Source organism: Neobacillus drentensis (genome assembly GCF_036962765.1).
GTDB lineage: Bacteria > Bacillota > Bacilli > Bacillales > Cytobacillaceae > Neobacillus > Neobacillus drentensis_C.
The window spans coordinates 30,744-44,370 of the sequence record NZ_JBALOS010000153.1; the positions used below are offsets into that span (position 1 = coordinate 30,744).

13 protein-coding genes are annotated in these 13,627 nt (G+C 39.7%); 10 read left to right on the top strand and 3 right to left on the bottom strand.

The genetic code is table 11. The annotated features are described in order from the left end of the window. The first annotated feature begins 14 nt into the window (after positions 1 to 14). From V7137_RS19065 to V7137_RS19075, 3 genes are read left to right on the top strand one after another with little or no spacing between them, the layout of a single operon-like run. Positions 15 to 599 carry a cob(I)yrinic acid a,c-diamide adenosyltransferase gene (locus V7137_RS19065; protein ID WP_335699537.1) on the top strand — a complete coding sequence of 195 codons (585 nt, stop codon included), beginning with the start codon at positions 15 to 17 and terminating at the stop codon, positions 597 to 599. A gap of 1 nt (position 600) precedes the next feature. Then, a complete protein-coding gene (locus tag V7137_RS19070; RefSeq protein WP_335699538.1) occupies positions 601 to 1,092 on the top strand; it encodes an ECF transporter S component in 492 nt (163 codons plus the stop codon). Further along, positions 1,089 to 1,805: an ATP-binding protein gene (locus V7137_RS19075; protein WP_335699539.1), complete on the top strand. Its 717-nt coding sequence runs from the start codon at positions 1,089 to 1,091 to the stop codon at positions 1,803 to 1,805. Before V7137_RS19070 ends, V7137_RS19075 begins: the two co-directional genes overlap by 4 nt. A 20-nt stretch (positions 1,806 to 1,825) precedes the next feature. Here V7137_RS19075 and V7137_RS19080 read toward each other — a convergent pair whose 3' ends face one another. Continuing rightward, positions 1,826 to 3,919, bottom strand: coding sequence for a transglycosylase domain-containing protein (locus V7137_RS19080; RefSeq protein WP_335699540.1), 2,094 nt, complete (start codon positions 3,917 to 3,919; stop codon positions 1,826 to 1,828). Between the two features lie 223 nt (positions 3,920 to 4,142). Here V7137_RS19080 and V7137_RS19085 point away from each other — a divergent pair, with 223 nt between their 5' ends. The 4 genes from V7137_RS19085 (at position 4,143) to V7137_RS19100 (ending at position 7,901) form a co-directional block, all read left to right on the top strand. Continuing rightward, complete coding sequence (locus V7137_RS19085) at positions 4,143 to 4,832, top strand: ABC transporter ATP-binding protein (protein WP_335699541.1); 690 nt, start codon at positions 4,143 to 4,145, stop codon at positions 4,830 to 4,832. Then, positions 4,829 to 6,181 (top strand): ABC transporter permease, encoded by a 1,353-nt coding sequence (locus V7137_RS19090; protein WP_335699542.1) that lies wholly within the window; start codon positions 4,829 to 4,831, stop codon positions 6,179 to 6,181. Before V7137_RS19085 ends, V7137_RS19090 begins: the two co-directional genes overlap by 4 nt. 104 nt (positions 6,182 to 6,285) lie before the next feature. Continuing rightward, the gene (locus V7137_RS19095; RefSeq protein WP_335699543.1) at positions 6,286 to 6,552 is read left to right on the top strand and encodes a phage holin; all 267 of its coding nucleotides are present in this window, start codon (positions 6,286 to 6,288) and stop codon (positions 6,550 to 6,552) included. A gap of 128 nt (positions 6,553 to 6,680) precedes the next feature. Next, positions 6,681 to 7,901, top strand: a complete 1,221-nt coding sequence (locus tag V7137_RS19100) for an MDR family MFS transporter (protein ID WP_335699544.1) — start codon at positions 6,681 to 6,683, stop codon at positions 7,899 to 7,901. Positions 7,902 to 7,947: 46 nt separating this feature from the next. Here V7137_RS19100 and V7137_RS19105 read toward each other — a convergent pair whose 3' ends face one another. After that, positions 7,948 to 8,892, bottom strand: a complete 945-nt coding sequence (locus V7137_RS19105; RefSeq protein ID WP_218346479.1) for an aldo/keto reductase family protein — start codon at positions 8,890 to 8,892, stop codon at positions 7,948 to 7,950. 678 nt (positions 8,893 to 9,570) lie between these two features. Next, a complete protein-coding gene (locus V7137_RS19110) occupies positions 9,571 to 9,807 on the bottom strand; it encodes a hypothetical protein (protein WP_335699545.1) in 237 nt (78 codons plus the stop codon). Between the two features lie 205 nt (positions 9,808 to 10,012). Between V7137_RS19110 and V7137_RS19115 the strand changes: the two genes are divergently transcribed. The 3 genes from V7137_RS19115 to V7137_RS19125 all read left to right on the top strand — a co-directional run. Then, a complete protein-coding gene (locus V7137_RS19115) occupies positions 10,013 to 11,599 on the top strand; it encodes a spore germination protein (RefSeq protein ID WP_335699551.1) in 1,587 nt (528 codons plus the stop codon). Beyond that, on the top strand, positions 11,599 to 12,813 hold the full coding sequence (locus V7137_RS19120) for a Ger(x)C family spore germination protein (RefSeq protein ID WP_335699546.1): 1,215 nt from the start codon (positions 11,599 to 11,601) through the stop codon (positions 12,811 to 12,813). Before V7137_RS19115 ends, V7137_RS19120 begins: the two co-directional genes overlap by 1 nt. 21 nt (positions 12,814 to 12,834) lie before the next feature. Then, positions 12,835 to 13,627: GerAB/ArcD/ProY family transporter (locus V7137_RS19125; RefSeq protein ID WP_335699547.1), on the top strand; the 793-nt coding region annotated here is incomplete at its 3' end.

A 13,627-nucleotide genomic window follows, 5' to 3' on the forward strand; every position in this document is an offset into this window, starting at 1 on the left:
GGGGAATGAAATCGATGAGAATTTATACAAGAACAGGTGACAAAGGAAAAACAAGTATTATCGGAGGAAGGGTAGACAAAGATGATACCCGAGTCGAAGCATACGGAACAGTAGACGAAGTCAATTGTTTTGTTGGCCAGGCTATTCAAGAACTCGACCCTCTTTTATTTAAGGACGTGCTTGGTGATCTTGAAAAAATCCAACATGAGCTATTTGATTGTGGCGGCGACCTTGCAAATGTGACTGAAAAACGAGAAGTAAAACTTCAACAAGAAGCGATTGATTACCTAGAAAAGAAAATAGATGAATATATAGCAGAAGCACCAGAACTGGAGCGATTTATTTTACCGGGAGGTACTAAGCCGTCAGCATCGATTCATATCGCCAGGACCGTGACTCGAAGGGCCGAAAGATTGGTTGTTAAGTTGGTAAAATCAGACACCAAGACATCTGAACTAGCATTAATGTACCTAAACCGTCTCTCCGATTATTTCTTTGCGCTGGCACGCGTGATCAACTTCCGCTTACAAGTCTGTGATGTAGAATATGTCCGCAGTGCCAAGGTGTTCAGGGATGTGAAGCGTAAGGATGACAAGTAGAATGAAGGGAAAATTAATTAGCGGGCTGGCGATGTTAACGGCATTATCTGTGGTCGGGGCGATGATTAAGATTCCGGCGATTATTGGCAGCGTCGCTTTAGATGCATTCCCAGCTCTATTGGCAGCGGTCCTGTTTGGTGCAGGGCCAGGTGCGTTAGTGGGGGCATTTGGTCATCTCTTATCAGCATTAATAGGTGGATTCCCACTAGGTCCCATGCACTTTTTAATTGCTGTTGAAATGGCCGTACTTATATGGGTTTTTGGCCGTCTTTATAAAAACAAGAAGATTATAGCTAGTGTGGTTTTCATTATTGGTAACTCATTTGTTGCGCCGTTACCCTTTATTTTTTTAATGAATACAGGCTTTTATTTGGGGATTGTCCCTTCACTGCTCATTGGTTCTATCATTAATACTGTAATCGCAGTGGTCACTATTCCTCGATTATCATCCCTGGTCAAGCAGGGATTACCTAATCGGGATGTAAAACAATGAGGGATATAGTTACAATCCCTTTTAACGGTGGAGAATCCCTCATTATTGCTTGTGATAATAGCGGAGCCATTGGGATGAAGGAGCAAGACCTTGTTCAAGTACCCTACGAAACGGTCGCTTATTATGCATTTAGAGTCGCCGTCATGGAATGTATGGCAGCAGGTGGAGTGCCTATTTCAGTCATCCTCCATAACTTTTGCGGAAATGAACCATGGGATGAGCTTGTTAGGGGAATCGAAAAGGGGCTGTTCGAACTAAAGTTATCGGATGTAAGGATAACCGGGAGTACTGAGAGTAACTTTTCACTCCTTCAATCTGCCGTTGGATTAGTGGTTCTCGGCAAAAAGCCAACTGCTAAAACGACCGATATTACTTACTCTAATCAGTGGAGATTTGCTATTATTGGGTTGCCGCTCGTCGGAAACGAAGTGATCGAACTACAGGATCAGGTTGCCCCTCTATCTATTTTTCAAGAGGTCAGCATGGTTCAGGATGTCATTCTATGGCCGGTTGGTTCTAAAGGAATCTTATTTGAGCTTAATCAAATGTTCTCAAATGAAAACCTAACCCAAGAAATGATCGTCACTAACGTGGATATGTTAAAATCAGCTGGCCCCTCCACTTGTTTCATCGCCGTTTTCCATCCAGACCAAGAAGAAACATTACGAAAAATGACAGGAAGTTTGTTCCACTCCTTGCAGATAAAAAAATAGCACCGCATTGGTGCTATTTTTTACTGCCGAATTCTTTCTATGATTGAATTAACTCCCTGCCCCAGCTTATATAAAGCCCTATCGAAACTTTCTTTCCAACCTGGAGCATTTTCCTTTATCGTTTTTCCGATTTTTTGAGCATTTTCATTTAATTCCTTGCTAATTTTCTTCGCCTGGTTATTGATGCTTATCTTCAAAGGAACATCACCTTTGAGTTGATCATTAATCGAAGTCACTTCAAACTGTTCCTTTGGCAGATGTGGAAGGGACTCCTTCATAATCTCTTTAAATATCGGCACCACATTGGCCGAACTTGGACTTGGCAGGTAATGTTCCCGGTCTGTTTGGTCAAACCCTAACCAGATAGCGCCGACAAGATTGGGCGTATATCCAACCATCCATTGGTCCTTGGTTCCACTAATATCACGAAAAGGTAATTGAGTCGATCCCGTTTTTCCAGCAATCTGCACACCAGGGATGCGGGTGCGCCTTGCAGTTCCTGATTCGACTACATTTAAGAGCATCGATGTCATCTCATCTGTTACCTCTACGGAAGTTACTTTTGTCGTTTTTACTTCATGCTCTGCGATCACATTTCCAGTGGGTCCGACTATTTTAGTGATTAGGTGGCTATCTTCTCGGTTCCCGCCATTTGGGAAAGCCGAAAAGGCGTTAGCCATTTGAAGAGGGGAGACCCCTTTACTCATCCCGCCTAGTGCAATGGCCAGGTTTTTATCTTCTTTTTCGACCGGGATCCCAAACCTCTTCAATGACTCGATCCCCTTATTTAAGCCAATTTCATTTAGCAGCCATACAGCTGGGATATTCAGCGACTTCTCAAGTGCCTTGTACATTTCAACCTTGCCTTCATATGTTTTTGAAAAATTTTCTGGCTTATAATTTCCGAAGGTGATTGGTTTATCAACAAGCTCGGATGAGTATTTGTAGCCTTCCTCAAGGGCAGGTGTATAAACGGCCAATGGTTTGATGGATGACCCTGGCTGTGCGCGTAATTGGGTTGCCCGGTTAAAGCCTCGGAATATATGCTCGCCGCGGCCGCCAACTAAAGCACTAACCCCTCCTGTAGCAGGATCCATTAGAACAGAGCCGCTTTGGACAAGTTTTCCGCCTCTACTGCGCGGGAACAAATAGTCTTCACTATACACCTTTTCAAGAGCAGTCTGAAGATTTTGATCCATTGCAGTGTAAATTCGATAACCTCTCGTAAGGATTTCCTCTTGTGTTAATCCATATTTATAGATCGCTTCATTTAGGACCGCATCCACATAATAAGGGTATTTTCGTTCAACATTGCTTCCGCCGCCATCATGCAGGCGGATCTTTTCTTTTTTAGCTTGTTTATACTCTGAGCTAGAGATCATTCCAAGTTCTTTCATTTTACTTAAAACAGTATTTCGTCTTTTCATAGCTAAATCATAGTTTTTATAAGGGTCAAGATAATTCGGTGAATGCAGTAAACCGGCAAGCATGGCTGCCTCACTGATCGTAACGTCTGTAATATTTTTATCAAAGTATTTTTTGGATGCATTGCTGATTCCCCAGGCACCGCTCCCGAAATAAACCTGATTTAGGTACATTTGTAAAATCTCGTTTTTGGAATAAACCTTCTCAATTTTTACCGCTAAAAATAATTCCTCTGCTTTTCGCTTATAGGTTCGTTCCGGGGACAAGAGGGCATTCTTTGTTAACTGCTGGGTTAACGTACTGCCGCCGCCCGTTATCCTGCCCGCAAACAAGTTACTGAAAAAGGCACGCGCAATCCCCTTTATATCAAAGCCGCCATGCTCATAGAATCGTTCATCCTCAATCGCGACGACGGCATTAGGGACATACTTAGGCAAATCCTTGATTTGTACTCCTTTCGTCCGATTGGTGGCAACATTACTAGCTAGTTTCCCTTTTTTATCATATATAACCGTCGGCTGGTTTAGGCCTTGTTTTAGTGATTCTACATTTGCTCTCATCGCAATCCAGCCAAAATAAAGGATGGTGGCTAAAACAACCACTAGGATGAGTAATAATAATATTTGAGTTAAATGTTTCTTTTTCCAGAAACGAACAATCTTCTCCCAATAAGGATGAAATTTCTCCATGTGATCTCCTTACTTTCAAAAGGTAATTTTCAATTCCTTTATTATAAATTTTATTAATTAAAAAGACTAGTAAAAGCCTATATAGAAACTAATATTCCCATATGTAACCAAAAAAACGTATTAGGCGTCTAACAAGTTGTGAAAAAATATTTATTCCTTTGTAGGGGTCAGATGAGTTTGCTTCGTCTATTAGGGTGAAGTGATTGGGAAACAGGAGGATATGATGATAACAATAAAAAACTTAAGCCATGACTTTGTGATTGGAAAAAAAGGGCGACAAACAATTATTCCAGTACTAAGAGATATTTCTTTTAGCGTCGAGAAAGGTGAAATTGTGACCATAGTGGGCAGAAGCGGGTCAGGAAAATCGACTCTCCTTAATTTAATCAGTGGTTTCATTCATCCAAAAGAGGGGGGGATTTGGATAAGCGGGGAAAAAGTATCAGATTTGAATGAATCGAAATTTGCTGACTTCCGGATCAATCATCTAGGTTTTATTTTTCAAAGCTTTCAATTGATACCGAGCATGACGGCATTTCAAAATGTAGAGTTGCCATTGATATTAAAAGGTGTGAATGAAAAGGATAGAAAAATGCAAACTGAAGCCATGCTTGAAAAAGTGGGATTACTAGAATACCAGGATCATTATCCAGGAGAACTATCAGGCGGACAGCAGCAGCGGGTAAGTATCGCCCGGGCCTTAATTGTGAATCCTCCGATTATTCTTGCCGATGAGCCGACAGGGAGCCTTGATAGTGAAACAGAGGAAGAGCTACTCTCATTTATTAAGGAATTAAATCATGATATGGGGATCACATTTTTAATTATCACCCATGATGACAAGGTCGCAGAAATTGGCCATCACAAAATTGAATTAAAAGATGGACGCATTGTCGAGGGGGTGACGATATGAAGCTAAAAGATCAATTCCGCTTTGTCCGTCAAAATATGAAGAAAAATAGAACGAGAGTCTTTATGACGATTCTAGCAACGGCAATGGGATGTGCCTTTTTAATTGTGCTTGCCTCGGTAGGGTTTGGATTGCAGAAATCGGTGGTAAAAGAAATTACCGAACGGAGGGTCATTACCCAAATTGATGTACATGGCAAAGAATCAAAAGATCAAGGTGTGTATCGTCCTTTAAATGATAAAGATGTTCGTATATTTGAAAAGATAAAAGATGTGAAAGCAGTGACTAGAAGGAAAATGTTGCAGCAACAAAGTACCTATTCGATTGGAAATTATCAAGTTGGAACACAAACCTTTGTGGCTAATTTTCCTGCCGAAATAAAAGCTGGTTTCGAATTATCGGAGGGACGTCTGCCAAAGGAGAAAAACGAAGTGGCCGTGGGCTATAATTTCCTATTAAATCTGGCTGACAAGGATGCCGGCGATGATCTGTATGATGAAAAAGGGCAGATTAAAGAAGCTTATCTCTACAAAGGTGAATTACTTGGAAAGGAAATTGAATTAACGATTCGCCAGTTTAAAGATGGGAAACAAATCGAAAAAACGATTCCCTTGAAAGTGGTGGGAATCTCTAAAAAGCCAACAAAAGAATGGGCCCAAGATAGCAGTGTCTTTATTTCGGATGAGATGTTAACAGAAATTGAGAAGTTTACGGGGACACCAAAAGGGTACATGTTGGATGCAAATACTAAAAAAGTATCTGACGACCTAGAGGTTCATAAAAATGCATATGATGAAGTAAAAATTTATGCCAAAAACATGGAAGCAGTCCAAAGTATATCTGATCAGTTAAAAGAAAAGAACTATGCTACATATTCGGTAGTAAATGAGTTAAAAGAAGTAAATATGGTGTTTATGATTGCGAAGGCAGGTCTTATCTTTATTGGAACGATCGCAATCCTGATTGCTTCTATCGGTATTTACAATACAATGACGATGGCGGTAACCGAGCGGGCACCTGATATTGGAATCATGAAAGCCATCGGCGCGAACCCGAAAACAATTAAGCGAATCTTTTTGCTTGAAAGCAGTTATATTGGGTTAATTGGTGCACTCATTGGCACGATCGTATCATATGGAATTAGCTATACAGTTAATTTTGCGATCCCATTGATTATCAAACAGGCATTTGGCCAAGAGATGGACTTAGACCTTATCTTTAGTGATATCCCGCTTGTTTTACCAATTATTTGTATCGTGATTTGTTACGCTGTGACAATTATTTCAGGATTGCGCCCAGCACAGCGGGCAACCAAAGTCGATGTATTAAAGGCAATGCGAAGAGAAGTCTAATGGGGTAAATGATAAAAACCCATGATAATCGCGGACAACCCTTCCCACGTCCAAGCATATGTTAATAGAAAGAGTGATTAACATAATGGAAGGGGATGGGGAAGATGATCAACTGGAAAGTTCGATTAAGAAACCGGAACTGGGTTATCGCATTTATATCTCAAATAATGATCGTTGCTCAAATGGTATTAGCGTGTTTAAATTCCTTTGGAATCATTGATTTTCAACTTACTGATGCCATTCAGAATGGCGTTTTAACCTTTGTGAATGCCGTCTTTGTTTTGTTGTCGATGTTGGGCATAGTGCAAGATCCTACCACAAAGGGCTATAGGGATAGTGAACGAGCGTTAACCTACAAAGATCCTAACTAAATTTACCGAAGTCAGTTCTTAAATGGAACTGGCTTTTTCTGTTAAAACAGTAAGAAAATTCTTTACATTATCCACTCAAATTGTTTTACTAGAAATTGACCGAAAAAATTATGAGAGGCTGAACCTATATGGAAAAAGTAAAAAATTATATCGGACAATTTCATCCAATTGTGTGGGTTTTATTAGTCGGTACCGTTTTATCAAGAGGCTCAGCTTATATGACGCTTCCGTTTCTCTCTATCTACTTATCTCGTCATATGGATCTGTCGCCTATCGTGATTGGCTTAACCGTAGGGATGAGTCCGTTAATGGCAACCGTTGGCGGGTTTATTGGCGGTCATTTATCAGATCGTTTTGGGCGGAAACCTGTTATGCTCATATCTTTATTTATGGTTGCACTTGTTTATTATGGATTTACTGTAGCTACAGGTCAGGGATGGTTTATTTTGTTAAACGCATTAAATGGATTGAGTAACTCATTTTTTGAACCTACCTCACAAGCCTTAATGGCCGACTTAACCGATAAGGAAAAGCGGATGAAGGTATATTCGTTACGATATACGGCGATGAATATAGGTGCATCTGTTGGTCCCCTTGTTGGCGCCTATTTAGCCAGTACATCAGCTAAGTTGTCGTTTGCTATAACGGGAACTACTTATTTGATGTATGCCATAGTGCTGGTAATCTTAATGAAGAAATTTGTCTTACCACAGACTGTACAAAGCAAAAAAGTTGTCTCCTTTGGTGATGCATTTACGATTATTAGAACAGATAAAGCATTAAGATATCTAATCATTGGGATTATTTTAGTCAACATGGGCTATGTTCAAATTGACTCCAACCTACCGCAAATACTTGAAGGAACAGTAGGCAGCGGCATTGTCATTTTTTCTTCCTTAATCACGATCAATGCTGTAATGGTTGTTTTCCTGCAAATGCCGATTAGCCATATTGCTGAGAAGTTCCGGTTAATGCAGGTTATGGTTATCGGAGCCGTATTTATGGCGGCAGGATTAGTTTCGTTCAGTTTTGTTAATGGCTGGGTAACGGCTATTGTGGCAATTGTGTTGTTGACAATAGGTGAAATTTTAATATTTCCTTCCAACAGCATGATGATTGATCAACTTGCCCCCGAACATTTGCGTGGCACCTATTTCGGTGCAGCACAATTCCGCAAGATTGGAAACTTTTTAGGTCCTGTTATCGGTGGTTATCTTCTAAGTCAGTTTCAAGGCCAAATTATGTTTTGGATTCTTGCCATCACGACCTTGGGCAGTGTCGTTTTCTTCTTGGCAGGAAATAAATTTTTTATTAACACAAAAGCACCGACATTAGAAAAAACAATGTAATCGAATTAAAAAATGCCTCTGGAGACGAAAACCAGAGGCATTTTTTTTATCTTAAAATGTCTTCAATCCTTGCAAGGGTTTCATCGTTTAGCCTTACACCTGATGCTTTCACGTTTTCTTCCAATTGCTCGGGACGGCTGGCACCAACCAGTGCACTGGCCACGTTCTTCTGCCGCAAAATCCAGGCAAGGGCAAGATTTGCTAGGGAAAGCTCATTGTCTTGAGCAACTTCTTTTAAAAGCTCCACTTTATCGAGGTTCTCATCCGTTAACAATCCAAAAAGATTACTGTATTTTTCCTGTGAAGCCCTGCTGCCAGCTGGTGCTTGTTGTCCTTTTTTATATTTACCAGTTAGCACACCTTGGGCGAGTGGTGACCAGACAACCTGGCCAATTCCATGTTTTTCACTTACAGGCAGTACTTCTTTTTCAATGTAACGTTGCAGCATGCTGTATTGCGGCTGATTGACTACTATCCGATCAAGCAGCTTTTTATCTGCAAGATGAACGGCTTCGGAAATTTGTTCAGCTGTCCACTCACTCACACCGACATATAAGACTTTCCCTTGACGAACAAGATCATCTAGAGCACGTAAAGTTTCATCGAGTGGTGTTTGCGGGTCAAAACGATGGCAATAATAAATGTCCACATAATCAGTGTTAAGTCGTTTAAGACTAGCATGGCACTGTTCGATTACATGCTTACGAGATAATCCTCGATCATTTGGACCATCACCCATTGGCCAAAAAACTTTTGTAGCCAATACATAAGAATCCCGTATATATTTCTTCAGTGCTTTACCCACCACGATTTCTGCTTCTCCACGCATATAAACATTTGCAGTATCAAAAAAGTTGATTCCTAATTCATATGCTTTATCAATCGAAGCTGCAGCATTTTGTTCCTCGACGTAACCTCCGTATGTAAGCCAGCTTCCTAAACTAATTTCACTAACCTTTAAACCAGTGCTTCCTAAGCGACGATATTCCATAAAATTAAATTCCCCCTTAAAAAGTTTCGTGACTCAAAATAAAAATACTACATCATTTACCTAAAAGTCCACAATTAAGTGATTTTTTGGTAAAATAAAAATATACAGATAGTTCCAATTGGAAAGCGTTTGATTATGAAAGAACTTTCAAGAGGTTTTTCGAATATGATTCATTATCTGTTTGAAAAGGAGTCCTTAATATGTGGTTTTGGATAACTATTTCCGCACTATGTTTCGTCCTATTGCTAATTGTAGAGGAATTTTTCTATTATTTTTGGAATCGTTATGTATATGGGCCAAATTTAAAAGGGAAGAGGAGATGGTGGAATAGACTATCATTGGTAGGTGCCTTATTCATGAGATTGTTCAAGAAAAGAGAAAAAAATATATCGAAGTCTAATTCAGACAAGAGTCTTCCATTATAAGGAAGGCTCTTGCTTTTTTATAAAAGCTATTTTCACAAAGATGGATGTTAACCTAACATGTTTTTAGATAATGACCATGGGTTCGGGCACGATAACGGGTGAAATGGGGATGTCGCCAGTAAAGTGTGGTTATCCGCCAGTAAAATGTGGTTTTCCCCCAGTAAAATGTAGTTTTCCGCTAGTAAAGTGTGGTTATCCTTCAGTAAAGTGGTGCTATCCGCGAGTAAAGTGGGGTTATCCACCAGTAAAAGCATTAATTAGTTGGATTCTGCTTATTCTTTTTCTTATTTAAATAAGAACCAAAGGTATCGATGACGAAAAATGCCGTAAATAAAAAAATAATCACATATTCAGCCGGTTCCATAACCCTAAAAGGGTTTATTGCCTTCCATATAATTCCAGAAACACTCACTCCCATGATAAGGTCCAAGGAAATAATAAGTATTGCAGAGAAAACCGCAAGTAAGCTTGTAACAAAAAATATCTTCACACTCATCACACCTTTAGGAATCATATTCTTTTTATTATTCTTTTCAAGCCGGTTCCTTATTCGGCCTTAAAAAGGTTATGACGAATTGGATAAAAACCGCTTTCAATGGGATAAAGTGGTATTTGGTGGGCAATATATCCAGTATTGGGAGAAAAGTTTATAAATATTTGTAAGTGAGGCGGATATTGTGTCGATTTTGTCTAAAATGCTCAAAAATAAACAAAAAAAGAGACAGGACGATAATTATAGGCAGAAACAAGATCCGCTTAAACCAGAGGACTTGCCTATATTAAGAGATTATCAAGAGAATATCTCACGAATAAAAGAGGAACTTGGGAATAGTACCGATATTGTCGTTCGCGATTTTAAGATTGGTGCCCATAAAGGGGCGTTAGTTTATGTTGACGGATTGGCTAGTTCCGTAGCAATCGCCGATTATATTTTAGAAACAGCTATGGAAACAGAAGTACCCGAAGGACCAATAGATATATTTCAATTCATGCTGGATAAAACGATGGCACTTGGTAGTGTCAAGACAGTTGAAAATTGGAATCAAGTTTATGATACATTGATGGTTGGCGATACACTCATCTTTTTACAAGGGTGCAACAAAGCAATTGGCGGCGAAACCAAAGGATGGGAAAGGCGGGCCATTTCGGAACCTACAACCCAATTATCGATTCGCGGCCCAAAAGATTCGTTTACAGAAACACTCCGTACGAATACAGCGTTAATTCGCCGTAGAATAAAGAGCCCCAATTTATGGATTGAATCCATGAAAATTGGAGCTGTTTCACAATCTGATATTGCCATTTTGTATATAAAAGGCATTGCTAATGAGAAGATTGTGGAAGAAGTCAGAGAAAGGCTTCAACGAATAGATATCGATGCCATCCTTGGTTCTGGATATATAGAGCAATTGATTGAAGACCAAACTTGGACAACATTTCCAACCACCTACCATTCAGAAAGACCGGATGTCGTAACATCTCATTTACTGGAGGGAAGAATCGCTATCATTGTCGATGGGACTCCGTTTGTAGTTACGGTGCCAGCCATTTTTATTCAATTTTTTCAAGCACCTGATGATTACTATTCACGGTTTGACATTTCAACAGGAATACGATTGTTAAGAATTTTGGCATTCCTTATCGCAGTTATTGGACCTTCTGTTTATATTGCTGCAACCACTTTCCATCAAGAGATGATTCCAACCACGATGGCCATTGCTATTGCTGCTCAACGTGAAAATGTTCCCTTTCCAGCCTTTGTAGAGGCACTAATCATGGAAGTTACGTTTGAAATTTTGAGGGAGGCGGGACTTAGACTTCCAAGGGCAGTTGGTCAAGCTGTGTCGATTGTAGGGGCTCTCGTAATAGGTCAGGCAGCAGTACAAGCAGGGTTCGTCTCTCCTGTAATGGTTATTGTTGTTTCTATCACAGCCATTGCGAATTTTTCCACTCCCGTTTTTGCTATGGCGATTGCTGCAAGATTAGTTCGCTTTGTCCTGATGGGATTAGCTACAATGCTAGGTTTTTATGGAATCATGTTAGGGCTTATGTTCATGACGATTCATCTATGTTCGCTTCGCTCGTTTGGTATTCCGTACATGATGCCGCTAGCACCATTCAACCTTCATAATCAACAAGATGCATTTGTTCGCTTTCCCGTCTGGGCTATAAAAAATAGACCCATGTTTATTAGTAAAGGAAATATGAAGAGGTCCGGGGAACATCAAAAGCCAGGTCCGCCCACACAATCGGAAAATCAATCCAATAATGGTGAAGAGTGATGAAAAAATGGTTGATGGTTATGTTGGTATTAATGATGTCTGTGCCTATCTTAAGTGCCTGCTGGAATCAGAAGGAGCTCACGGATTTGGCCTTTGTGATGGCACTCGGAATTGATCGAGGGGAGGACGATTTGTACCATGTCTCGTTTCAACTAGTTAATCCTGGGAACGTTTCAGCAGGACAAGGTGGAGGAGGAGGTCAGGGGCTGCCAATTGCCGTTTATAAAAGCAAAGGCAGAACGATTACGGAGGCAGCCAGAAATGCAACGAAAAAAGTCTCGCGCCGTTTATATTATGCACATACCAATTTAGTCGTTGTTAGTGAAGAAGTAGCGAGAGATAGAACTTTAATGCTTAATCTATTGGATGCCTTTGCCAGAGATCCAGAATTTAGAACGACTACAGAGATAGTGGTAGCTAGAGATTCTTCTGCTGAGGAAATAGTGACTACTTTGACCATTCTTGATAAACTGCCTGTTACCAAAATTACAAAAGAGATCAAATTTACTGAGGCAATGAAAGGCGAAAATATGAGTGTAAGTATCGATGATATTATTGATGGAATTGTCGGAAACGGAAAAGAGCCTATTTTAAATGGCTATAGCCTAATAGGTGAAAAAGAAAAAGCCAATCAGGCAGTGAATTTACAAAAAACGACGACTGATGCTTTACTCGCAGCGGATGGATTAGCAGTATTTAAAGATGGTGCATTGATAGATTGGATTGAAAGTAGAAAGTCTCGTGGGGTAATTTGGATCTTGGATAAAGCAAAGAGTACAGATATTACTCTTAAATGGAAGGGGAAGAAGAATGCCCTTAGTGTTGTTCCGATTCGCTCAAAAACCAAGGTTTCATCTGCCTTTAAACAAGGAAGACCAGTAATAAATGTAAAAATTGAAAATGAAGGCTGGGTTAGTGAAGCAAATACTGCCATTGACTTGATGGACCCAAAAACGATTGGGAAAATTGAAAAGTTAACGGAGAAAGCAATTAAAAAGGAGATACAGTCTACAGTAAAGGAAGCACAGAGACTAAAGTGCGATATTTTCGGATTTGGTGATGTTGTTCATAAAGCCAATCCTAACGTTTGGAGGAAACTAAAGGGAGATTGGAACAATTATTTTGCAGACATAGAGGTGAATGTTAAGGTAGATTCTTACGTTCGACGCGAAGGGGTTAGGACGAATCCGTTTTGGTCAGATATGAATAAATAACCCTTTAAATGGGGGAAGTACATGGAAAAGGCAAAAATAAGTGCAACCCAATTGTTTGTCCTGATTGTTTTGTTTGAGATGGGGAGTGCTATTCTTCTTGGACTCGGAGCAAAAGTGAAACAGGACGCCTGGATTGCTATATTGTTGGGATTAGCTGGCGGTATCAGTGTCTTTTTTATTTATTATCGATTATATATGTACTATCCTGACCTGCCTTTAACTAGTTATCTTCAAAAAATAGTAGGTAAATGGCTTGGAAGATTTATTGGGGTTTTATATATTACTTATTTTATTTATCTTGCATCAAGGGTATTGCGAGATTTTGGAGAGTTATTAACGACAACTATTTATAATAGTACGCCGCTTTTTGTCATCAATTCTTTGATGATCATTACGATTATCTATGGCCTTCATAAGGGGTTCGAAGTATTAGCTCGAGTTGGTGAGATATTCTTTGGAATTGTCTACTTTACGGCGATATTAGGGATGCTGTTAATTGTTTTTTCTGGTTTGATTCATTTAGGGAACCTAAAGCCCATTTTAGAAAATGGGTTGAAACCGGTCTTAAAAACATTTCTAAGAGAAACCATCACCTTTCCCTTTGGAGAAATGGTTGTCTTTACGATGTTGCTTCCATTTTTAAATGATAAAAAAAAGGCTAAATTCGTCTGTGTGGGTGGGATGATATTAGCTGGAATAAATATTACCATTACTACGATAATTAATATTACAGTTTTAGGGGTCGACCTCTTTTATCGATCTACATTCCCCTTATTATCCACAATTGGGAGAATCCAAATTGCCGATTTTATTG

What these genes read in the sequence shown, in the direction of transcription:
- V7137_RS19065 (WP_335699537.1), top strand. Translation starts at nt 15, where the DNA reads ATGAGAATTTATACAAGAACAGGTGACAAAGGAAAAACAAGTATTATC.
- V7137_RS19070 (WP_335699538.1), top strand. Translation starts at nt 601, where the DNA reads ATGAAGGGAAAATTAATTAGCGGGCTGGCGATGTTAACGGCATTATCT.
- V7137_RS19075 (WP_335699539.1), top strand. Translation starts at nt 1,089, where the DNA reads ATGAGGGATATAGTTACAATCCCTTTTAACGGTGGAGAATCCCTCATT.
- V7137_RS19080 (WP_335699540.1), bottom strand. Translation starts at nt 3,919, where the DNA reads ATGGAGAAATTTCATCCTTATTGGGAGAAGATTGTTCGTTTCTGGAAA.
- V7137_RS19085 (WP_335699541.1), top strand. Translation starts at nt 4,143, where the DNA reads ATGATAACAATAAAAAACTTAAGCCATGACTTTGTGATTGGAAAAAAA.
- V7137_RS19090 (WP_335699542.1), top strand. Translation starts at nt 4,829, where the DNA reads ATGAAGCTAAAAGATCAATTCCGCTTTGTCCGTCAAAATATGAAGAAA.
- V7137_RS19095 (WP_335699543.1), top strand. Translation starts at nt 6,286, where the DNA reads ATGATCAACTGGAAAGTTCGATTAAGAAACCGGAACTGGGTTATCGCA.
- V7137_RS19100 (WP_335699544.1), top strand. Translation starts at nt 6,681, where the DNA reads ATGGAAAAAGTAAAAAATTATATCGGACAATTTCATCCAATTGTGTGG.
- V7137_RS19105 (WP_218346479.1), bottom strand. Translation starts at nt 8,892, where the DNA reads ATGGAATATCGTCGCTTAGGAAGCACTGGTTTAAAGGTTAGTGAAATT.
- V7137_RS19115 (WP_335699551.1), top strand. Translation starts at nt 10,013, where the DNA reads ATGCTCAAAAATAAACAAAAAAAGAGACAGGACGATAATTATAGGCAG.
- V7137_RS19120 (WP_335699546.1), top strand. Translation starts at nt 11,599, where the DNA reads ATGAAAAAATGGTTGATGGTTATGTTGGTATTAATGATGTCTGTGCCT.